The following is a 22,628-nucleotide window of genomic DNA, read 5'->3' as shown; positions in this document are numbered from 1 at the left end:
CCAGATTTGGTATCTCTCTCTAGGAGCCTTTCTACGAGTGTTTATCAAGGAGATAATTTGCCTAAACCTTCTATCTTGAAGGAGCGCGCTGCCAACCCAGTAATGTCTAGAGCTTGAGATTTTAAGCAGATGGTTTGAACATCTCCCTGACAACGGATCAAAGACAACAACCTTCAAAGAAAATATAAATTTCAACGCAACACAAGTTTTAAGGACAATACAAAGACGGTAGTCACAGATTTCATTCCACCATTTATTATTCGCTCGACGATCAACGGATTTCTGCCAGAAATCTACTTTTTATTCAACATTGCTGTAGTCTTTAGGCTGAAGGGGCAACGTCACACAGATGGTTGTCCCTTTTTCATAACTCGCGATCGCAATCTGCCCCCCATGAGCATCCACCGACTGCTTGACGATCGCTAACCCTAATCCATTGCCCGATACTGCGCCAACATTGGTTCCGCGATGGAATGGCTCAAACAGGCGGCCTTGATCTTCGGGCGGAATGCCAATACCTTCGTCTTTGACTTCAAACTTTGCAGCGGTGCGATCGCATTCAAGCCTCAGATAAACGGTGGTTCCAGCGGGGGAATATTTCAGCGCATTGGAGAGCAGATTGGTCAGAATCTGCCTCAGCAGCTTATTGTCCATCCGCGCTTGAGTTTCTCCCCCCGTTGCCTGGACATACAACTCGAAGCGATGCTGATCTTGATCATTGATCCGCATCTCGTCCACTAGTTCCTGACAAAACAAGTGTAAATCTAGCTCTGTCGGTTCAAACTTGGCTTCCGCTCGTTCAATCACCAGCACATCACTAAGCAAATTGTTCATATTCAGCGCTGCCCCTTGAATGCGCTCAATATGTTCACGCTGCTTCTCGACTGTGCAATTTCCTAAATAAAACTCCAGTAAATCGGCTGACGAGAGAATGGTACTCAACGGCGTTCGGAATTCGTGAGAGGCGGTCGAAACAAACCGGGATTTTAGTTCGCTCAGTTCCCGTTCTTGATCGAGGGCTTTTTGCCTTTCCACCTCTGCTTGCTTGCGCTGGGTAATGTCTCGTTGCAGTCCGACCCAATAGGTATAGTGCCCGGTTTGGTCAGTGACGGGAAAAATACTGAGTTCGATCCAGACTTCTGAGCCGTCTTTGTGATAGTTCACTAATTCTGCCAGCGCTGGTTCCCAATGCTTCAGCGCCGTCCGAATGTGCTTCAATTCCCCCCAATCGGTTTTCGGTCCTTGCAGAATGCGCGGCGTTCTGCCGATTACTTCTTCAGATCGATAACCCATCATGCGGGTAAAGGCGTCATTAATGTAGATGATTTTGGGTCCGGGTGGTTCTACGGGTTCTGCTTCGGTAATCACAACCGCATCGTTGGCGTTGACCACGACCGATTCGAGCAACCGGAGGCGGCGTTCTTGCTCTTTGCGATCGCTAATATCTTCTGCAATTCCGGCGATTCGATAGACACGCCCTGCTGCATTTCGCACCGGAAACGCCCGCGCTAAGAGCCATCGTTCTGCCCCGTCCGGTTTGGTGAAGCGAAGAGTCACTTCGGCAGGTTTGCCCCGGACTGCTTGCCGACTGGCTTTCATGACTTGAGGTAAGTCGTCCTGGCGTACGTGTCCTAGCCAAAACTCTAGGGACTTGTCGTAACAGCGTTCATTCTCGTAGCCGATTACCTGTTGGCATACCGGACTGATGTAGATTAGCTTCTGTTCTTCAAAGTCATACATCCAGAAGATTTGCTGGATATTTTCTGCGAGTTGTCGGAAGCGCTCTTCGCTTTCGCGCAGTTCTTCTGCGGCTTGCTCGCGATCGCCCACATTCAACACTAGGGACATGATTGACGCCCGTTCGCCAGACTCGTCAAATAAAACCGAGTTGTACCATTCGCAGTGGATGATTTCCCCAGTTTTCGTGTAGTTGCGGTTATAGCAGACGTTGCGCGTCACTTGTCCGCTGAGCAGGGCTGCGAGCGTCGGGTCAACGCTCTTAAAGTCTTCCCGAACCACAAATTTCCAGCTTCCAAACCGTTTGCCCAATACTTCATGAGCACTCCAGCCCAAAAGGCTTTCGGCTTCTCGCGACCATCGTGTGACCCGCAACTCTTGATCCCATTCGATCACTGCAAAAGGTGAATTGTTGACATGAAAGTTGAGGCGCTGCAGGGCTTTCTGTGCCTGATCTTGTTCATTGGCGGTGCCGCTAGAATCCGTAACTAGGGGCAGCGACGTTGCTTGTAATTGAGCTTTGAGGGTTTGAACCAGATTTTCTAGTTCGGCATTGCGTTGCTGTAACTGTTGCTGTAACTTCTGCTGTTCGTCTTCCTGCATAGCTCATTGTCACTACTGCGCTTATGCCTAGATTCTTGCTTATAAAAGTTAGAAGTAGATTTTTTTCGGTCTACACTTTAAAGCTTGCTTAAAGAGTTTCGTAGGGAAGTTTGATTTTGAATGTCGTCCAACCGTCTTGACTGCTGACTTGGATCGTTCCTTGCAACTGCTCGATTAGTTTTTTAACTAATGCCAGACCCAGTCCTGTGCCACCTTTTTGCCAGCGATCGCTGCCCGGAACTCGATAAAATTTATCAAAAATGTGGGGCAGATCTTTAGTCCGAATCTCAGCCTGATTCGCGATCGTAATGTTTAGCATAGGGACGGGTTCTTCTGAATTCGCTTCGATTCTAAACACAATTTCTCCCCGGCTTGGAGTGTATTTGCAAGCATTATTAAGGAGTTCGACAAAGATTCTTTGTAAACTAACGCTATCTGCCACAATGATGGGCAAGTCATCGGGAATATCGAGCTTCAAAACTTGGTGACATTCGCGCGATCTCACCTGAAAAGACTCGCCGAGCTTGCGCAGCTGTTCTCTAATGTTCAACGGTTCAGATGCTGCTAACGTCTCACCCGACTCTAACTGATATAAATCGAGCAAATTCTGAATGAGTTCCTCTCCTTGAGTGCAAGCCGCTAGCGCGATCTCTGTATATTGCTTGCGATTGTTGGGCATAGCCTCCATCAATTGCAGAGCAACTTTAATGGTTGTAAGCGGCGCTCTCAGATCGTGAGTAATGGTAGTGACAAAATCGTCCTTTTGGTTATTAATGTCTCGAAGTTCTTTAACCTTTTTTTGAATATCTAGCTGAGCACTATGGCGTTTGAGACGAGCGGCGATCGTCTCTAATAATTCTGTTCGGCGAAACGGTTTTGTGAGATAGTCATCAGCTCCCAAATTCATGCCTTGACGAATTTCGGCTTTGTCTGCTTTTGCCGTCAAGAAGATAAACGGAATCATACTGGTGGACTGCTCTTGCCGCAGTTCTTGCAAGACACTATAGCCATCAAAATTGGGCATTTTAATATCGCAAATAATTAAATCTGGAGCCGTTTCCTTTGCTAACTCAATGCCGGTTAAACCCGTTTCTGCATAGATTGAGTCGAAGCCACCAGACGCCAAAATTTCTATAATATTCAGCCGAACATCTTTCTCATCTTCAATCACTAAAATCTTCATCAGATCGCCTCATTCTCTCAAGCTCATAGCGCTTTTTGTTAAGAGTGCAGTAGAAATTTAGCGTATATCAATGGCCTGGTTAAGCCGTATGATGCCTAACGCTCTATGGTTAGAACTCAACAGAATGCGCAGTTCCAGCTAAATAGGGTGGTAGATAATATGTATTTTTACTAAAGTTGCCTCAATAAAAATTTCGCTATAAAACGCTATTTGTTTGATTATTTCTCGTATTAAATATCTAGTGCTACACCTGACTAAATCTAATGCTGTCTATACGCCGCGTAGCCAAAATCATTATCAATTGATCGCTACTGAAAGGTAGAACATATGTGACAGTGTGTAGCTTGGTCGTCGGTTCTGCTAACTTACCCTGATGCCTTGATTATACAAATTGAAAAGTAGCTGTAGATCTGAAGTCATCAACCCTGTGGTAGAAAGTTAAGGTGATGAATACAGAATTTAACTGTGAGGCTTAATGAAGGGTTGAAAACGAACTGATCTTTCCTCTTCCCCCCTTTCCCCTTTCCCTTTAAGCTAAAGATTGCGATGTAGCAAGACTTGAATCTATGCAGAATTACGATGTTGTCGTGTGTGGAGCCGGGCCTGCGGGGGCAACGGCAGCGGCGGAAGCCGCAAGAGCAGGACTAAAGGTTGCGCTACTGGAAAAACAGTTTTTGCCGCGTCATAAAACGTGCGGCGGCGGAATGCCAATGGTGATGCAAAACCATTTGTATGATTTAGCGCCAGAAGCGTTTGTCGAATCGGATGTGATGTTTATGCGTCATACCTGGAAATTTGATGATCCTTACCTCGCTCCGATTAATCCTCCCGGTTCTGATGAAACGCTCTCTCTGTGGATGGTGCAGCGTCCGATCTTTGACAATGTGTTAGCGCAACGAGCGGCCCAACTGGGGGCAGATTTACGCGATGGGGTTGCGCTGCGATCGCTAGATCCCCAGTCCGACGGCGTGATTGTCCGGGCGGAAGGGGTCAAAACCGGAACCCAGTTTGTTGCAAAAGCAAAGTATGTAATTGGAGCTGATGGTGCTAATGGCGTGACCGTCAAGGCGACGAAGTTAAGAAAGAATCCTGCGATCGCGATCGCGCTAGAGGTTGAACAGCCTCACCAGTGGGGCGATGGACATGGAGAATTGCGTCCTGATATTGCCCATTTGGAATACGGTGCGGTGAAGCGGGGCTATGCCTGGATCTTTCCGAAAGCGGATCACCTCAATATCGGCGCGGGATTGTTTCGTCCAGATAAGAAAGATGCGCGGGGCGACAGCACGATTCGGACGGAATTGCAGAAAACGATTTTTGAGTATATGGATGCGCTGAATGTAAAATACGATCCGAACAATCTCCGCTTTCGGGGACATCCCTTACCAACCTGGAGCGGCAAAGAATTACTGCATGAAGGACGGATCTTATTAATTGGCGATGCGGCAGGATTGATTAATCCATTGTTTGGTGATGGGATTCTGCATGCCGTGAAAAGTGGCGCGATCGCCGCTAGTGCGATCGCAGACGATGCGGCTCACGAGTACACCAATCGGATTCATGCTGAGTTTGCGGCGAACTTTGATGCAGCGCTCAATCTATCTCGCGTGTTTTATCAGTGGACGGGCGCTTGCTATAAATATGGCGTCAAATATGAGAAGGCAACACGCTATGCCACACAGCTTTTGTGTGGGGAGTTGCTGTTTACCGATATGGCAGGTCGGGCAATGCGGCGGCTAAAGCGATCGGTGGGGGAGAACTTCTTTCCGGCGTTGAATGGGTGATTACCAATTCAGACAGCCTCTATGAGACATCATCTATAAAGACAGGGGGCATTAGTGATTATCTAGAATCTTGCTGTATTGCTCTAGTAGATAATTTGGCTTTCGTAGAGAAATGAGATAGCCAAGGTGGATTAGCGATGCTGATACGAACATAACGGGAATGGCCAAAGGAAAAAAGAAGATATGGCGAGGATCGTTTGCAACCATTTTGTGAAGGCGATCGCAAAACACCTGTATCTTGCCACCAATTCCATTCATCGTTGGATCGTCTAGTTGGTCTCGCTTTTTTCCCCGTCTCAGCAGTCGCTTTTGCCAATAATAATCATGACCGATTAATAAAAATCGCCAGAAGAAATGAGCTAAACCATTGGGCGGTGCATGTAGCGTTCTTGCCTGTGGCTGTTTCCAAATCGTGAAGCCTTGTTCTCGGAGATAATGAGCATGAATCACACAATTGCCTCGGTAGAGCGGCAACTGAGTAGGGATAGGATAGCGCAACAAAAACTCTCGGCGAAATGCAACGTTGTTTAGAAAATATTGCTTAGCTGGAGCTAACTCTTTTTGACCAGAAAATTGAGGAAAAATGTAAGTCATTGCCATTGCAGTTCCATAAATTCCTGCACTGACCGTTGCCGTTTCACCTGCAACAATTTGGATATTTTCTGATTGGTAAAATGGCTGCAATATTACTTCTAACCAATAATGTTCATAAGTACAATCAGAATCATAGAAGACAATGATTTCTCCAGTTGCCAGCTTTGCACCCAGCATTTTGGACTGATAATATCCAGTGCCTATAGGCGCTTCGTGAATTTCAATCCAGGGATAAAGGTGACACAACTCCTCTAGTAAATCTGCTGGCGCATTGCCACTATCAATTAGAATAACTTCGTTTGCACAAGTGGGGCCAGGCTCTTGAGCGGCCAATGAAGAGAGCGATCGCGAGAGCCCTTTCAAATCAGCATTCACCAAGTTTTCTGTTTCTAAGATAATAGAAAAGCTCAGAAGATCATGATTCACAAACTTACTCCCGCCCGCAAATTCTAAATTCTTAACTGAACAAATATGGCAAGTACATAATTTTCCCTCCATCCCAATTATATTTGTTCCTCTTATAACAAAAAAGAGATTTTTGGAAATACCCAAAAATCTCTGTCCTAGTAATGACTGACTATGAACTAAGAATTAGGTTTCTTCTGAGGGCCAAAATAAGCCTTGTAGATCTCATGCGCGATCGGCACTGCCGATTCTGCCCCAAATCCGCCATTTTCCACCACAACCGCCACTGCAATCTGTGGGTTCTTTACCGGACCATACCCTACATACACCGCATTGTCGCGTTGTCCAAGCACTTCAGCAGTTCCGGTTTTACCAGCCGTTGGGGGAATAGAGCCATCGCTAAGCTGACGCGCGGTTCCTTCTTTCACCACCGCAATGAGTCCTTCTCGAATCGCGTTAACTGTGCCTGGATTCATTCCAGTCGCTTCGGGCTGCATCTCAGGCTGAAAGTTTTGGTTGACCATCAGGTGAGGTTTCACTCGCTTACCACCATTGGCGATCGCAGACACCATCACCGCCATCTCGAGCGGCGTCACCTGGACAACACCTTGCCCGATCGCCATACTCACCGTGTCGCCCCCATACCACGGCTCGTTGTAGAGCTTTTGTTTTTGCTCTGGGGTGGGAATCACGCCATGATTGCCCCCCTCAAGTCCCATGTTTGATGATGTTCCAATGCCGAGGTTCTGTCCCCATTTCGCAATTTCTTCCGGACCAGCCGCCATGCCCACTTGATAGAAGAACGTGTTGCTGCTAACGGCAAATGCATCTCGAAAGCCAATTACACCATGGCCTCCGCCCCCATGTTCGTGAAACAGCGTGCCACCAATATTGATTGCGCCATAGGTAGGTAAGGTGGACGTGGGCGAAAACTTACCCGACTCCATTCCTGCCGCCGCCGTCACAATTTTGAATGTGCTTCCCGGCGGATAGCCTTGCAGCGCACGGTTTAACAAGGGCGTGTTTTCGTTTTGAAGTGCGTCCCATTCGGTTTGAGTAATCTTGCGCGTAAACATGTTGGGATCAAACGTTGGCCCACTCGCTAGCACTAATACAGCTCCGGTCTTGATGTCCATTGCCACAACCGCACCGCGCTGATTGTTCAACGCTTTCTCCGCCGCTTGTTGCATTTTCAAATCTAAGGTGAGTTGTAAGGGTGAACCTGAAGCAGGTTGCTGTACGCCCAACATGTTCAACTCTTTACCAACAGAGTCCACCTCAATCAAGCGATTGCCCCAGGTTCCGCGCAACACATCATCTGCGATCCGCTCGATTCCCATTCGACCCAGCAGCATTCCGACCGGAAATTCGGGGTGTCCTTTGAGATCGTCTTGGGTTGCCTCACCGATATAGCCGATCACATGCGACGCCAAACTGCCATGGGGGTAGAATCGGTTCGATTCAGGCTGCATCTCGAGTCCGGGGATCGTTCCGCTTTCAGAAAGGGCAATAAAGCGTTTCTCGTCGAGTTTGCGGAAGATCCGCACAGGCATTGCCGATCGATATCCTCGCTCTTCTATTTTCTTGAGAATTTCTTCGGCAGGCATCCCTAGAAGCTGACTCAATTGTTTAGCGCTTTCCTGCCATTGCTCTTTCGTTTGCTCGCGTGGATAGAGATACACCGATCGCGAGAGTTGACTCGTTGCTAATGTTTTGCCGTTGCGATCGAGAATATTGCCGCGATCGGCAACAATCGGCAGCGGACGAATTCGGTTATTGTCAGCAAGCTGCCGATTGTACTCGCCTTGCACAAGCTGTAGGTAAGCAACGCGAAACAAACAGATGCTAATTAACCCCGTCGCAATCATCAACAACACAATGGCACGAGACGTGCGGTGCGATCGCGTCCGATTAACCCAATTTTTAGTAGATGCAGATGAAAAGCCTGTCGCCATACGACCTCAACGTCCTTTAATTAAATTTTATGATCGCAACCTACCTAAGGGTAGAGTTTAAAGACATTAAAACTCTTTGAGCAGATTTTTAATCGGTGAGTAAGGGGATCATGACGAGCACGTTAAATTACTCCTCTTGATTGTGGAAACCAACTAAGTTCCTGTCAAATTGGTTTCTTTAATGAAGAAAATCGAGGACTCCCTATTTCTATTATTCCTAGCAATAGAGACGAATGATTTTGAGCAACAGCAGGATGTTGCTTCTTGACGGCAGAAGCCAAGATTTGAAAGGGGCATCTTGTTACCTTCTCTATCTAGGTTTTTCACTCCGGAAGTTTCTGGCAAAAGTCTTGCTATTCCATAGCACAAGCGAGAAAACACGGTTCTTCAAAACGCCTGGTTCAGTATTTACCGATTCAGTACCGCATCAAAAAACCAAGAATCTGAGGCTAGACGCTAAAAATTCGAGGAATCCGCCGCTAACAAGGTTTTAGCCAAAGCCAACGCATCATCACGACTCGTAATTTTTTGCTCAGCATGTGCCAGTTGCAGTGCGGCGAGCAGTCGTCCAATAATAGGTCCAGCAGGAATATGCAGGGTTTTCATTAGGTCTTGCCCTGTCACCAAAGCCTTCGGATGGGCGACTGGATCATTGCTGTTTAAGAACCGCTCAATTAGGAGAGCGCCTCCTTCAGAATTGCCGGCGCTTAGCCCATCGAAAAACAGTCCCGCTGCCATACTACTTGAGACGTCGTACGCATCCCTTTGGAGCTTGGCAGCGCCAATCGCCAGCAGCATCACCGCTGGAAACGTAATGCCAGCACTTTGGAAGAAGAAATACTGCTCTGCCAGCGTCCACTTGGAGCAAGGATTAGCAGTCTGAAACGCAGGCAATGATTTGATCACCGTACTTGCGGCTTGGATTTCTGCCCGACTGTATTTCAGCCGCCATAGCTGCCCTTCTGCAGTTTGGGGATCGCTAGAGAGTAGGCTAGCAAGCTTAGCGATCGTAATCCAGGTTCGGGCTGACCCTGACGCTTTTGGCTCCATTCGAGATTTTCCGGCTGTCGCGCCACGGACTCCGCGCACCAGTTCTGCCCAAAAATCTGCCCAAGTTTCTTGAATTACGACGGTCGTTTGATCGATCGCCGCAATTCGGCGCAATCCTTCATCGGTCGCGTCGGGGAACCAATCATTCAGTAAGCCATCCTCCCAAGCGCTCCGCAGCCAAGGCGTTCCTTTTACCGTGCTGAGCAGATAATTTAGTTCTGATTGGACTCGCTCTGCCGCAATGTGGCGTAACTGTGGGGCAAGCTGACGAATGGCGTGCTGAGTATCTTGATCTAACGTAAATCCGAGTTGAGACGCTTGACGGTAGGCACGCAGCAGCCTCAAGGGATCTTCCTGCAAATTCTCCGCACAAATCATGCGGAGGCGTTTGCGCTGCAAATCTTCGTAACCCCCAAGTGGGTCAAGCAATTCTGCGGTGTGCGGATTGTACGCGATCGCGTTGACGGTAAAATCGCGTCGCCGCAAATCTGCTTCTAGAGAGGCTCCCACCTGTAGCGCAAAATCAGCCGTTCCTTGCTCAAACACGACCCGTGCAATCTGACGTTCTGCATCAAGCAGCACAAATCCGGCTCTATAGTGGCGGGCGATCGCGGTTGCCGTTTCGACCGCATCGCTGGGTAACACAAAATCGAGATCTAAATACTCCGATTCTCGACCGAGCAGGGCGTCTCGGACTGTCCCTCCTACCAAACAAGCGGCCTTCGGTAGCCACTTGATGCTGAAGGGCCATTTCCGGGGAGACAGCACCGAGGAGTCGGATAACACGTTTAGTTGATACTCGTTCAGAACAGTCAAGGGTCGATCAATCCGTAGGTAATTTAAACTTAATGAAGCAACAAAATTTGGAGTTCAACCTCTGCTGTTTCCGCAACATAAATCAACCAATAGTGAGTGATTTAATGGTTGTGCCTGAGCTAGAGTAGCAGAAATAGAGAGGATCTCGATTCTATTTGAACAGAGAGACTAGAACCATGTGTATTTGCATCAATTGCCATTACGTCGATCGCTGCACGACCTACAACGCAGTAGAAACGCAGCACCAGCAAGTCCACCTGACCGAAACGCCCGATTTTGAGGCAACTGAGCCAACAATCAATGTTAACATCCGCGATCGCGGTGACTACATCGAAATGGAATGGGATGTGGTTGGCTGTCTCAGTTTCAGAGAGGAATCAGGAAAGTGGGTGAAACTCCGTCCGGGTGAGCTAGTGCCAACTTAATCGCAACTTAAACATAGCAGTGTAGCGTCAGCGAGATATCTAAAATGCAACTCGATGGCTAGTTATGGGAATCCTGAGAGGGAAGTTTAAAAATTCCATAGCGTTGGAGAGCCATGCGCTTCATTCGTCACACTCGATCTCAGGTTGCAATTGCTTCACGCTTTGCGCTGACCGCTCTTACTACAATTAATATGATTGCTGCTGTTGGCGGCGCAGCTTGGGCTGAAACGACTCAGCCACCAGCCAAGACCATCGAACTTTCAAAGGTTATTCAAGAAGCTCAAAATTTTTACAATCAGGGAGAAAGCAAGGCCCGCAGCGCCCGCTATCGCGAGGCGCTAGAGGACTATAATCAAGCGATCCAACGCAATCCGAGCTTGAGTGGCGCGTTTGTCGGACGGGGTATGGTACGGTCGCGGCTTGGCGATCGCGAAGGGGCAATGCAAGACCTCAATCACGCTGCCACCATGAACCCAGCCGATGCGATCGTTTACGCTCATCGCGGTGGCATTCGCTATAACTCAGGCAGCATGGAAGCTGCGATTAACGATCTGAGCAAGGCAATTGAGCTTGATCCGACTTTAGCAGCGGCATATGTGAATCGGGGCTACATCAAATCGCAGTCTCAGGATACGAGCGGTGCGATCGCAGACTTTGAGAAAGCCCTACAAGTCCAGCCGACTTATGCTCCAGCCCTCTTAAACCGGGGGTATGTCAAATTTAATCAGGGCGATCGCACGGGCGCGCTAGATGACCTGAATCAAGCAATTAAGCTTCAGTCCAATTATGCGGAAGCCTTTCTGATCCGAGGAACCTTGCGTCACGATATGGGCGAAGACGCTGTCGCGATCGAGGATATCAGCCAAGCGATTCGCCTCAAGCCCAACTACATTGCCGCTTACTTCAGCCGCGCGGCTACAAATTCTAAAATGGGCAATTTAGAAGCGGCTCAAGCCGATTACACGCAAGTCATTCAACTGAGTCCTGATCAGCCTGAGACGTTTCATCAACGGGGTCTGATTCGAGCGGCGTTGGGTGATGAGTCCGGCGCAATGGACGATTATAATCAAGCGCTTCGCTTGAAGTCAGACTATGCCGATGTTCTGAAAAGTCGAGGCGATCTGCGGGGCATTATGGGCGACAAACCAGGCGCGATCGCAGATTACGATCAAGCCCTTTTAGCGCAACCTACCCTGACCACTGCTTATGCTGCACGTGCCTCAGTGCGATCGCAGCTAGGCGATAAACAAGGCGCGTTTGCCGATTACACCCAAGCAGTAAATTACAACACCAACGATCCCAATGCCTACGAGGCGCGGGGCAAAGCCCGGATGCAACTCGGCGACTTGCAGGGCGCGATCGAGGATTTCAATCAGACGCTCCGGCTCAATGTCAATAGCGCTGAAGCTTATTACAATCGCGGCATGTTACTTGCCCGCTCTGGCGATCGCCAAGCAGCGTTCCTGGATCTCCAGAAGGCGGCAGAGCTTTACCGCCAAGATAGTAATGCCGAAGGCTACCGCAACTCGCTCAGCAATCTAAACAGCATGAAGCAATAATTTGTTGGTTTGACAACATGCTGCTAAAATCGTGTAGAGATAGTTCTATAGAACTATCTCTACACGATTTTTGTGACGTCTCGCTTTCTCTCTTTAGAAGACCCCGCGTTCGGTATACAGTAGAACTGAAGATGTTTCACTGATAGAGAACTGTAAACGCTGCACTGAGACTGATTTGATCAAGGTCAGCACTGTCTTACAGGGGTTTAATAGCTATGATTACTGCCCTAACCGTATTAGTCGCTATAGCCGTCTTGGGCTGGGGGTTTAACCGCGCTCGACCCTATGGAAAGATAGGCATTTTAGCGTGGCTCCAGTCTGTGGTCTTGATGGCTCCTTGGCTGCTCTTTTTTGGATTATTTGCTGTTGGAATCTATTTAAATCTTGCTGGGATGCTGCTGTTATTTATTGCATCTACAGCCGCCTATATTTTGCTTGGACGCCAGCTAAGAGCTGCTGGGCAAGATGTTTTATCGAAACGAGCGGCAACTCTTGCCAATCCAGACCTAGAACCTAACGGGGATTCCCCTTCTCAAGCGACACTGAGCGAACGGCAAGCTGTAGAAAAAGCCGCAGAAGCGCTTCAACCTCCCGAAGTTGTACCGATTCCGGCAGAAGATTTGCAAACCATCAAAGAAATCTTTGGGATTGATACATTTTTTGTAACTGAAACAACGTCCTACCAAGAAGGAGCTATCTTTCAAGGCAATTTGCGGGGCGAGGTTGAGCCAACCTTCACTAGGCTATCGAAGAGTTTAGAAGAACGAGTCGGCGATCGCTACCATCTCTTTCTGGTTGAAAATCCCCAAGGAAAGCCGGTGGTGGTTGTTTTACCGAGTAAGAATGATCCGAAGCCGTCTACTCTAACACAGAAGCTGCTGGCACTCGTTTTGTTTGTCGCGACGATCGCTACAAGTTTAGAAACAGGGGGGATTCTATTAGGATTTGACTTCTACAGTTCGCCCGATCGCTATTGGGAAGTATTACCTATTAGCTTAGGGCTGCTGGCAATTTTGGGAGTTCATGAACTGGGTCACTGGCTGATGGCGCGCCGCTATCGGGTTCGATTGAGTCTGCCCTATTTCATTCCGACTTGGCAAATTGGCTCATTCGGAGCAATTACGCGATTTGAATCATTTCTGCCGAGCCGCAGCGCCCTGTTTGATATCGCGATCGCGGGTCCTGCTGCCGGAGGAATTCTATCGCTAGGAATGCTGATTACTGGACTGTCTCTTTCTAATGCTGATAGCCTATTCAAAGTGCCAACCCAATTTTTTGAAGGGTCGATCCTGATCGGAACATTGGCACGGGTTCTTTTAGGAACGGCTGTTCAACAACCCATTGTCGCCATTCATCCCTTAGTTGTTCTCGGTTGGATTGGGTTAGTGATTACCGCCATCAATGTCATGCCTGCTGGACAGTTAGACGGCGGCAGAATTGTTCAAGCGATTTACGGACGCAAAACCGCTAATAGAACCACGGTTGCTACTATTTTGGTCCTCGGAATTGCTTCCCTCGTAAACCCATTAGCATTGTATTGGGCAATCGTCATTGTGGTGTTGCAACGTAGCCTTGAGCGTCCAAGCTTTAACGAACTGACAGAACCCGACGACGCACGAGCCGCTTTTGGGTTACTGGCGTTATTTCTAATGATTACAATTCTGCTGCCGCTAACGCCCAGCCTTGCAGGACGACTAGGAATTGGTGGTTAGTTTAGGTAGTTGGTTTGATTGTGTAATCGGGCTAACTTGTCTACTTTGTCAAATTTCTTGCCTACTAAATGAACACCTGTCCCGGAACCTTGCGTTGCGCTGGTGTCGTCATAGCTAGTACCTACTCTTTCAGAATTTTCCCATGCGTCCTAGTTCTTCTGCCAAGCTTCTCGCCGCGATCGCGCTTGTTGGAGCGCTGTCCCTCATGACCGGAATGCCATTGCTCCAACCCGCTTCCGCGAATCCCCTCAAGCAATCTTCCGAAGTCAAGAAACTGAGTAATTCATCTGAAGACGCTACTGCTCGTCCGGTCAACGCCTCTCGCTCTCCAATGGCTCCAATCCCAGTGACCAACGCGATCCTACGAGACATTACTCGAAAATCCGACGTTTCCCGTTCATCGTTAAGAATCATTCAGGTTGAGCCACGCACTTGGAGCGATGGCTGTCTGGGCTTAGCAGAACCCGGAGTACTCTGCACCCAAGCGCTAGTTGACGGTTGGCGGGTGCGCGTTGAAGGCAAGAACCAAGCATGGACGTATCGCAGCGATCGTCAAGGTTCCGTGATCAAGCTTGAACCCAAGACCAGCACGAGCCAACTTAGTCCGACTCGCTTGGAAGACGACGAACTTCCGAAACCACTGGAGCGAGGAACCGTTTTTCGCGTCATCACAAGCGGCGGTTTCGCTGGGCAAACGGCTCAAACTGTTTTATTAGCTGACGGACGGCTCCTTCACTCCAGAATGAGAGCCAACGGAACCTACGCTCCAACCAAGGTCTACCGCCTCTCTCCTCAGCAATTACAGCCCTTTCAGAAGATGCTAGAGCAAGCTCATTTGGAGCAATTTGATCGGCTCAGCTATCCTGCAAAGCCAGGTTCTGCTGATTTCTTTACCGTCACGCTCACCAGTCCAGCGGCAACCGTTCAATATTCTGACTCAGTTCAAAATCAACTCCCCAGTCCTCTCCAAACTGTCATCCAAAGCTGGCAAAACCTGGCTCAATCAAACTAGTTTGCAGCTTGTGCCTCTGCCCCAGCCGTTCGTTCAACCCCTAGAAAGGGAAAACTTAACCTAGAGTTTATAAGCTCTAAGGAGTGAGGAATGGCATGAGACGGGAATCAAAGCCCAAGCTTAAACTCATGATTGTAGATGATGAGCCAGATAACCTTGACTTGCTCTATCGCACGTTCCGGCGAGACTATGACGTGGTTAGAGCAACGAGCGCGATCGAGGCTCTCAAACTGCTGGATGATCATGGCGAGATGGCAATTATTATTTCTGATCAACGGATGCCCGAAATGCTCGGCACTGAGTTTCTCGGCAGAACCGTCGATCTCTTCCCAGACACAATTCGGATTGTTCTCACGGGATACACCGATGTCGAGGATTTGGTGGATGCGATCAATGCAGGTAAAGTTTTCAAATACATCACCAAGCCTTGGAAGCCTCAGCAACTTCAAGTCGTGATCGAGCAGGCAACCGAAACTTACCGTGTTATCAAACAACGCACCGAAGATTTAAAGCGCGCCCTGCGACGGGAATCACTCTTTAATGCTATCACTTCTGCCATTCGCAGTTCTCTAAACTATCAGAGTATGCTGCAAACACTCGTGGAGACCTTGGGGCAGGCGTTTGAAGCGACCTGTAGCATGCTCCACCCGGTAGAAGGAGATATGCTACTCTCTCAATCAGCCATTTTTTGCTCCACTGGTTGCCGGGACGGAGATTGTGATGCAGATCGGAAGTCTGCTCTGATTCAATCGGTTCTCAAGCAACACCAGACGGAAATGGAGCCACCCAGCCAAGGTGAGCAAGCGCCTCATCTTGCTGTTCCGCTCACGTATCAACAAGGGTTACTAGCAATTCTCTCGTTGCATCGAGGAGTTGATACTCCTTTGTGGTCGAAAGAGGATATTCATCTCATTGAAGAAGTAGCAGAACAAGCCGCGCTCGCTATTTCGCAAGCACAACTCTATCAGCGTACCCAACAGCAAGCCGAGCAGATCCGCGTAGAGTTAGGAGTCGCCCGCCAGATTCAAAGCAATCTTCTGCGTCAGATATTGCCCGATGTAGAGGAGTTTAAAGTTCAAGCGTGCTGTCATCCGGCAAGCGAAGTGGGCGGCGATTTTTTTGAGGTCTACCAGCATCCCCATGGCGATGTTTGGTTAGCGGTTGGGGATGTGTCTGGAAAAGGGGTTCCAGCCGCCTTGTTTATGGCAAGCGCCATTTCGGTCTTACGCCGAGAATTAGCTCAAGAAGCACCGCCAGAACCGGATGAGGTGATGCGAAATCTCAACAGCATTCTAGCGAATGATCTAGTTAGTGCAAATTGCTTTATCACCTTAGTTCTTGCCCGCTATAGCCCAGATACAAAGCAACTGGTATACGCCAATGCTGGACATATTTATCCGCTAGTCTGGTCGAACCGAACCGAACCTGTTGAGCCGAATTACCTGAAAGTTCGTGGAGTACCGCTCGGCATTTTACCAACTTGGAACGCGATCGCAGGTGATTTGGCGCTTCAACCTGGCGAAGTGTTGTTACTGACAAGCGATGGCATTACAGAAGCAACTGTTTATGGTGAGTCTCCTTTGGAAGGATGTGGAACGGGTTTGATGCTGAGAGAAACTGGACTATGGCAATTATTACGGCAAACAAGGGAATGCTTAGATTTGAAGCAACTTCTCAGTCGCATTCAAGCCCAAACTGCTATTCAGGAAGATGACCAGACGATTCTTTCTCTGGAGGTTCTGTAACTTATGAGAACTGAGCTTCAGATCCCGAGTGATATAAAATTCCTTAACGTAGCTGAGACTTGGCTCCTTGGTACGCTAGAAGCTGAAATTGGCGATCAAGTCGATTGGTCACGTCAATCGACTCGATTGCGCCTTGCGTTAGTCGAGGCATACTCAAATGTTGTGCGTCATGCTCACCGCGATCAGCCGACGCTTCCCGTGATTCTGCGGTTGGAATTGAGAAACCGAGAGTTTGCCTTAGAAATTTGGGATCATGGCGCGGGCTACGACCTATCTACCTATCTCCCTCCTTCTCCGCAAGAGATGCAGGAACATGGCTATGGATGGCTAATTCTCAATCGACTGATGGATCGCGTAGAATATCGTCTCCAAGTCAACGGTCGAAATTGTTTGAAGCTTGAAGCTAGTTTTTCAGATTAGAGCAATCTGATGTGCCAGCATTAGCGTCCTAAATCGAGTAAGGCATTAATGGTTTCGGCACAGCGACTAGTGACGGCTTCCAGTTCAGCGCGATCGCTCGATTGGGGCGGCAAAATGATCTCTCCAATCCGAATGGTCACAGGCACAGGACGCGGAATGGTAGAGCCTTTCTTAAAGACTTGATCAGTTCCCCACAAGCCGACGGGTAAGAGTGGGGAGTTTGTTTTGGCAGCAATCCATGCCGCCCCGAGTTTTGGATCAGTAATGCGACCGTCAAGGGTGCGAGTGCCATCGAGAAATACGCCCGTTGCCCAACCCGATTTGATTGATGCGATCGCGGCTTTCATCGCGGCACGGTCAGCGCTCCCTCGCTTCACTGGATACGCTCCATACGCCTGAATGGCTTGCTTCAGAACTGGAATCTGAAATAACTCTTCTTTTGCCATGTAGGCTACAGGACGCCCTACCGCACACGATAGTAATGGAGGGTCAAAATCGCTAGCATGATTGCTGACAACGAGTAATCGTCCGTAGCGAGGTACATGATCGGCACCATAAATGCGCCCCCGGAAATAGCCGTGGAGGACGGGAGCGACAACAGACCATTTAAACAGATGATAAAGAGCGAGACTGATGAACGGTTCTCGCTGAGGTTCAAGATTTGAAGACTGGGGGGACGGTTCTATAGAATTGGGGGTCATAGGTATCGGGTAGGGGGAGTGTGACTCCTAGCGTCCCCCCTAAGCAGGTAAGTCTGCGACACTACTAATATTTTCTAAGCCTAACTCAGGGCAGCTACGCTTGATGATGCCTGTTAAAACTTTACCAGGTCCGACCTCAATCACACGACTGACGCCTTGCTGAGGAAACTTTAGTGAGATCTCGCGCCACCGAACAGAACCCGTCATCTGACGACTAAGCCGGTCCTTGAGCGCCACTGCGTCGGTGCTGGGAGTTGGGTCAACATTAGACAATACTGGAACTTGAGCCGTTTGAAATTCAACCTGATCGAGAACAGTGTTGAACCGAGCGGCGGCATCTGCCATCAGCGGAGAGTGAAAGGCTCCACTCACATTGAGACGGATCGCGCGTTTCGCCTTGACTTGACCTAAAACCAATTCAACCGCGTCGGGCGTTCCAGAAATGACGACCTGCCCAGAATTATTGTCGTTGGCAAGAACGGCGTCGGGCGTTTGGGCAAGAACAGCGTCGAGTTGAGCGCGATCGCAGCCTAACAATGCTGCCATCATGCCCTCCGAAGCAGTGTCCATCAATTCGGCTCGGCGTTGAATTAGGCGCAGTCCAGATTCAAAATCAAAGACGCCTGCGGTGTAGAGAGCGGCGTATTCTCCTAAACTGTGACCTGCTACATAATCAGGGCGATGTCCTTGGGCATTTAGCAGGTCTGCTAGAACCGTTTCAACGACGTACATACAAGGCTGCGTGTACCGCGTTTGCGAAACCTTGTCGTCTTCGTTCTGACAGGTTTCAACAACAGACCAGCCTAAAATTTGCTCAGCCTGCTCAAATCGTGCCTTTCCTGCTGGCAGATCAAGTAAATCGATGCCCATACCAACCGTCTGAGATCCTTGCCCAGGGAATACCCATGCCGTTTTCGTCATTAGTGGTTCTACAGTGTGATGGATAGAGAACTGTGGAAGTGCGTCTGTCGAAGAACTAATCGAATCGACCCCATTGAAATAGGGCAGCCCCCCAGGTTAAGCCTGCGCCGAAACCAGACGCCGCGATCATATCTCCAGGTTTGACCTGTCCGTGGCGCACGGCTTCATCTAACGCTAGGGGAATTGACGCCGCTGATGTATTGCCGTGTTGTGCCAGATTGCTAATGACTTTATGGGAAGGAATATGCAGTCGGGTGGCAACGGCATCTAAAATTCGCTGGTTGGCTTGGTGCAGCAAGAGCCAATCCACCTGTTCAACGGTTAGATTTGCCCGAAATAGAGCCTTTTCGATCACCTCGGGAACTCGCTTTACGGCAAAGCGATAGACATCTTGCCCGTTCATCGTGATCGGATTGAATGTACCCTGTGCGATCGCTACATCTTCCAATAAGGGTTTTGGTTGGCTGTTATACGACAAATTGAGACACTTATTGAGCATGCCATCGCTGCGAAGCTCAAACGCGAGCAATCGATCGGCCTCGTTTGCTTGCATGACAACTGCACCCGCACCATCGCCAAATAGGACGCACGTGCGCCGATCCGTCCAATCAACCCAGCGGGAGAGAATGTCTGCCCCAATCAGCAACACATTTTGGTAAACACCAGTGCGAATGTACTGTGCGGCAGTCACCATGCCAAAGACAAAGCCAGAGCAGGCAGCAGTGAGGTCAAACGCTACGGCTCTAGACGCTCCGATTTCTGCCTGGACTCGACAGGCAGTGCCAAACAAATCGTCCGGAGTGGACGTTGCGAGGAGAATCAGGTCGACATCCATTGCGGTGATGCCCGCCATTGAGATCGCACCCTTTGCCGCCTCTGCCGCAAGCTCGGCTAGAGAGCTATCGGGAGGTGCTAACCGTCGGTGACGAATGCCAGTCCGCGAAGCAATCCAGTCATCCGATGTTTCCACGATTTGACTGAGTTGAGTATTGTCAACAGACACAGCGGGAGTTGCCGATCCGCAGCCTGTAATTGCTAGTCCTAACCCTGAGTGTTCCAAGGTTCTTTACTCCATCTTTGCAGGGCAATAGTTCAGACGCCGTGCGCCTCTGAGGGAAATTAGTGGTCAGCTACTCACGGCGGGTTTTTCATAGCTAGACCGAATGCGATCTAACACATGATTGTCGATCGCATCTTTCGCCAATCGAGCAGCGTTAAAAATCGTCGGTGCTTGAGAACTGCCATGGCTAATAATGCAAACTCCCGCTACACCAAGCAAGAGCCCACCGCCATGCTCAGCGTGATCCATCCGTTGTTTAATCCGCTTGAGGTTGGGACGCAAGAGCGATACGCCTGCTTTACCGTGCAAGCCTCTTGGAAGCTCTTCGCGAAGAATTTGTAGCGCCACTTCTCCAACGGCTTCTGCAAATTTGAGCAAAACGTTTCCAGCAAAGCCGTCGCAGACAATCACATCAAAGTGCCCTGACAGTACATCTCGTCCTTCCGCGTTGCCAATAAAGGGAATAGCCGAATTTTCTTGCAGCAGTTGGTGGGTCTGAATCGCTAATTCGTTCCCTTTGTTTGGTTCTTCACCAATGTTGAGCAAACCGACTTTTGGATCGGGATTGCCCAGGACATACTGAGAATAGATGGTTCCCATAAGCGCGAATTGCTCTAGAAACTTGGGGCGACAATCGACATTTGCCCCGACATCTAAAATTAGAACTGGCTTTCCGGCAATCAGCGTCGGCAACACCGCCCCGATCGCGGGACGATCGATTCCGGGCAGACGACCGAGACGCAGCAACGCGGCTGCCATTGCCGCCCCTGAATGCCCCGCCGACACCACCGCATCGGCTCGACCCTTTTTCACCAGATCCATTGCCACGTTAATGGATGCTTTAGGCTTGCGACGCAAGGCAGTGAGTGGCTCTTCTTCCATTTCGATCGTTCCTTCAGCAGGAACAATTTCGATCAGAGAAGTTTGCGCGTGTTGCTTGAGAGCGGCTTCTACTTGTTGGGGTTCGCCAACTAGTAAAACCTCTGCCTCCAATTCTTCTTGTGCCCGGAGCGCTCCAGCCACGATTTCAGCAGGAGCGTTGTCGCCTCCCATGGCATCAATTGCAATTCGTACCCGCGTTGATCCCATTAGCTAAGTTTGTAAAAACCTTACAAATTCTATCAGACCGCCTTCCATTCATAGCTCCTTCAATCGGGTAGAAGGGAAAGTTACTTTATTGTCGCTCACCAGAGGACAAATAAGGAAGGGACTGTAGAAGTTAGGACGTAAGAACGACATCGCAAGCTTCAACAAATAGGGCTAAATTCTCCTAAACTGCATTTAGCCCTTTATCCGTTTCTCACGGCTTGTCTACACCACAATCCCTTTCCTGATCATGCATGCCCACTGGAAAAAGCGCCTTTTACTCCTTGATCTCCCCTGGCAAGTCGGCGTGATGATGACGATCGCGGCTCTCATCCTCTTTGTCTGTAGCAGCGTCCGCCATCAGCTATTTCAATCTACAGCGTTGGATTTGGGCTATTTTGACCAGGCAATTTACCTCATTAGCCAAGGTTTGCCCCCCATTGTGTCTTTTTGGGGATACCACGTCATGGGAGGACACGCGGATTGGATCATCTACGGGATTGCGGGGTTCTATAAGCTATATCCCAGCGTCTACTGGTTATTTGCAATTCAGGCGCTTTCATTAGCAGGAGGAGCGTTACCGAGTTGGCATTTGGCACGACAAGCCGGATTAGAGGTATCGCAGGCAACTGCGATCGCGCTAGTCTACCTACTCTACCCACTGGTTTTTAATCTCAATTTGTTTGATTTTCACCCTGAAGTGATCGCGCTACCGCTTCTGCTGTGGGCAGTTTGGGCAGCTAGAGGCAATCGAGTAGGCTGGTTTACGCTCTGCGTTGTGATGATTTTGGGATGCCGAGATGCGCTGTCAATCACCGTTGCGGCGATGGGGCTGTGGTTAATTACCTTTGAACGAAAAACAATGTGTGGTGCGATCGCGCTGTGTCTCGGTACGGCCTGGTTCTTGATTGTGACTCAAGTTGTAATTCCTCACTTTCGTCCCGATGGCGTCGAGTCTGTCGCCCGCTATTCCTACTTAGGCAATTCACTGTTTGAGATTGTCGCCAATCTCTTTCTTAAGCCAAACCTAATTTTGGGTAAAATTTTCTCTTTAGAAATCCTAGTTTATCTTGTCTTTCTATTCATTCCGATCGCGTGGGGACTCTCGGTTCGACAGTTGTTGCCCCTTATTCCAGCCGTGCCAACGCTTGTGATTAATAGTTTGTCTGATTTATCGCTTCAAAGAGATTTACTTCATCAATATTCGCTGCCCGCATTGCCATTTCTGTTGCTGGCGACCATTGGAAGCTTGGCAGCCGATCAAGCGTGGCTCAAAAAACCCCGATGGATTGTGCTTTGGTCGTTCATTGCATTTTTGGCATTGGCAAAGTACGGGTTCTTTGGGGAGAAATATCTGACACGCCTAGACAGTTGGCAGGCGACGCGAGAGGCGATTAACCTTGTTCGCGCTTCCGAAGCAACAGCAGTATCAAGGCAACCCATTCTGACCACCAGCTACATTGCCCCCCATTTAACCCATCGTCCGGTGCTGGACTACACAAAGCTGATTGCGCCTCCAACTCGCTTAGATCGCTTTCACTATGTTCTTTTGAACCTTCAAGATCCTGGCTGGGCAAGTAGTCCAGAATTGGCACAGACGGTACTTCAGCAAGCTCAGACCGATCCAATGTTTCGACTAGAGTATCAGCGCGATCGCGTCTACTTATTCATCAACCAATCCGTAAGTATCAACGGTTCGTAAAAGTAGATAGAAAATTGGCTTTATATATTTTTGAAGCGTTGAGTCTCCTAGCTTAATTGCCTTATCACCCTGTGGTTACACTTGCGTAATATTACTGAAATCCTTAGACTTGTCGGTAAATAAGGGAGAATAGAGAACAGTGACGAGATGAGATAATG

At 49.1% G+C, this 22,628-nt stretch carries 17 protein-coding genes; 8 read left to right on the top strand and 9 right to left on the bottom strand.

The window, feature by feature from the left end; translation table 11 throughout:
• Positions 1-300 precede the first annotated feature (300 nt).
• Complete coding sequence (locus AC5I6P_RS03655) at positions 301-2,340, bottom strand: sensor histidine kinase (protein WP_495692401.1); 2,040 nt, start codon at positions 2,338-2,340, stop codon at positions 301-303.
• 88 nt (positions 2,341-2,428) lie between these two features.
• On the bottom strand, positions 2,429-3,523 hold the full coding sequence (locus AC5I6P_RS03650; RefSeq protein ID WP_495692400.1) for a hybrid sensor histidine kinase/response regulator: 1,095 nt from the start codon (positions 3,521-3,523) through the stop codon (positions 2,429-2,431).
• Positions 3,524-4,089: 566 nt separating this feature from the next.
• Here AC5I6P_RS03650 and AC5I6P_RS03645 point away from each other — a divergent pair.
• Complete coding sequence (locus AC5I6P_RS03645) at positions 4,090-5,307, top strand: NAD(P)/FAD-dependent oxidoreductase (RefSeq protein WP_495692399.1); 1,218 nt, start codon at positions 4,090-4,092, stop codon at positions 5,305-5,307.
• 51 nt (positions 5,308-5,358) lie between these two features.
• Here AC5I6P_RS03645 and AC5I6P_RS03640 read toward each other — a convergent pair whose 3' ends face one another.
• The 3 genes from AC5I6P_RS03640 to AC5I6P_RS03630 all read right to left on the bottom strand — a co-directional run bounded on the left by AC5I6P_RS03640 (position 5,359) and on the right by AC5I6P_RS03630 (position 10,127).
• The gene (locus AC5I6P_RS03640) at positions 5,359-6,327 is read right to left on the bottom strand and encodes a glycosyltransferase family 2 protein (RefSeq protein ID WP_495692398.1); all 969 of its coding nucleotides are present in this window, start codon (positions 6,325-6,327) and stop codon (positions 5,359-5,361) included.
• 158 nt (positions 6,328-6,485) lie between these two features.
• Entirely contained in the window at positions 6,486-8,261 is a 1,776-nt protein-coding gene (gene mrdA / locus AC5I6P_RS03635) for a penicillin-binding protein 2 (RefSeq protein ID WP_495692397.1), read from the bottom strand.
• A gap of 456 nt (positions 8,262-8,717) precedes the next feature.
• A complete protein-coding gene (locus AC5I6P_RS03630; protein WP_495692396.1) occupies positions 8,718-10,127 on the bottom strand; it encodes a tRNA nucleotidyltransferase/poly(A) polymerase-related protein in 1,410 nt (469 codons plus the stop codon).
• Between the two features lie 176 nt (positions 10,128-10,303).
• Here AC5I6P_RS03630 and AC5I6P_RS03625 point away from each other — a divergent pair, with 176 nt between their 5' ends.
• The 6 genes from AC5I6P_RS03625 to AC5I6P_RS03600 all read left to right on the top strand — a co-directional run bounded on the left by AC5I6P_RS03625 (position 10,304) and on the right by AC5I6P_RS03600 (position 17,000).
• The gene (locus tag AC5I6P_RS03625) at positions 10,304-10,552 is read left to right on the top strand and encodes a Ycf34 family protein (protein WP_495692395.1); all 249 of its coding nucleotides are present in this window, start codon (positions 10,304-10,306) and stop codon (positions 10,550-10,552) included.
• Between the two features lie 191 nt (positions 10,553-10,743).
• A complete protein-coding gene (locus AC5I6P_RS03620; protein ID WP_495692394.1) occupies positions 10,744-12,111 on the top strand; it encodes a tetratricopeptide repeat protein in 1,368 nt (455 codons plus the stop codon).
• Positions 12,112-12,326: 215 nt separating this feature from the next.
• Positions 12,327-13,823 (top strand): site-2 protease family protein, encoded by a 1,497-nt coding sequence (locus AC5I6P_RS03615; protein ID WP_495692393.1) that lies wholly within the window; start codon positions 12,327-12,329, stop codon positions 13,821-13,823.
• Positions 13,824-13,965: 142 nt separating this feature from the next.
• Complete coding sequence (locus AC5I6P_RS03610; protein ID WP_495692392.1) at positions 13,966-14,835, top strand: DUF8738 domain-containing protein; 870 nt, start codon at positions 13,966-13,968, stop codon at positions 14,833-14,835.
• Between the two features lie 95 nt (positions 14,836-14,930).
• Positions 14,931-16,580 (top strand): SpoIIE family protein phosphatase, encoded by a 1,650-nt coding sequence (locus tag AC5I6P_RS03605; protein WP_495692391.1) that lies wholly within the window; start codon positions 14,931-14,933, stop codon positions 16,578-16,580.
• Between the two features lie 3 nt (positions 16,581-16,583).
• Positions 16,584-17,000 carry an ATP-binding protein gene (locus AC5I6P_RS03600; RefSeq protein WP_495692390.1) on the top strand — a complete coding sequence of 139 codons (417 nt, stop codon included), beginning with the start codon at positions 16,584-16,586 and terminating at the stop codon, positions 16,998-17,000.
• 20 nt (positions 17,001-17,020) lie between these two features.
• Here the strand turns inward: AC5I6P_RS03600 and AC5I6P_RS03595 are convergent, their stop codons facing one another.
• The 4 genes from AC5I6P_RS03595 to plsX all read right to left on the bottom strand — a co-directional run bounded on the left by AC5I6P_RS03595 (position 17,021) and on the right by plsX (position 20,771).
• A complete protein-coding gene (locus AC5I6P_RS03595; protein WP_495692389.1) occupies positions 17,021-17,701 on the bottom strand; it encodes a lysophospholipid acyltransferase family protein in 681 nt (226 codons plus the stop codon).
• Positions 17,702-17,740: 39 nt separating this feature from the next.
• Entirely contained in the window at positions 17,741-18,622 is an 882-nt protein-coding gene (gene fabD / locus AC5I6P_RS03590) for an ACP S-malonyltransferase (RefSeq protein WP_495692388.1), read from the bottom strand.
• A 55-nt stretch (positions 18,623-18,677) separates the two neighbouring features.
• On the bottom strand, positions 18,678-19,682 hold the full coding sequence (locus AC5I6P_RS03585; RefSeq protein ID WP_495692387.1) for a beta-ketoacyl-ACP synthase III: 1,005 nt from the start codon (positions 19,680-19,682) through the stop codon (positions 18,678-18,680).
• 66 nt (positions 19,683-19,748) lie between these two features.
• Positions 19,749-20,771, bottom strand: coding sequence for a phosphate acyltransferase PlsX (gene plsX, locus AC5I6P_RS03580; protein WP_495692386.1), 1,023 nt, complete (start codon positions 20,769-20,771; stop codon positions 19,749-19,751).
• A gap of 247 nt (positions 20,772-21,018) precedes the next feature.
• Here plsX and AC5I6P_RS03575 point away from each other — a divergent pair, with 247 nt between their 5' ends.
• Positions 21,019-22,470 (top strand): DUF2079 domain-containing protein, encoded by a 1,452-nt coding sequence (locus AC5I6P_RS03575; protein WP_495692385.1) that lies wholly within the window; start codon positions 21,019-21,021, stop codon positions 22,468-22,470.
• The last annotated feature ends 158 nt before the right edge of the window (positions 22,471-22,628 follow it).

It is taken from the genome of Myxacorys sp. (assembly GCF_059501405.1).
This window is presented reverse-complemented; position numbering and strand designations above follow the sequence as displayed.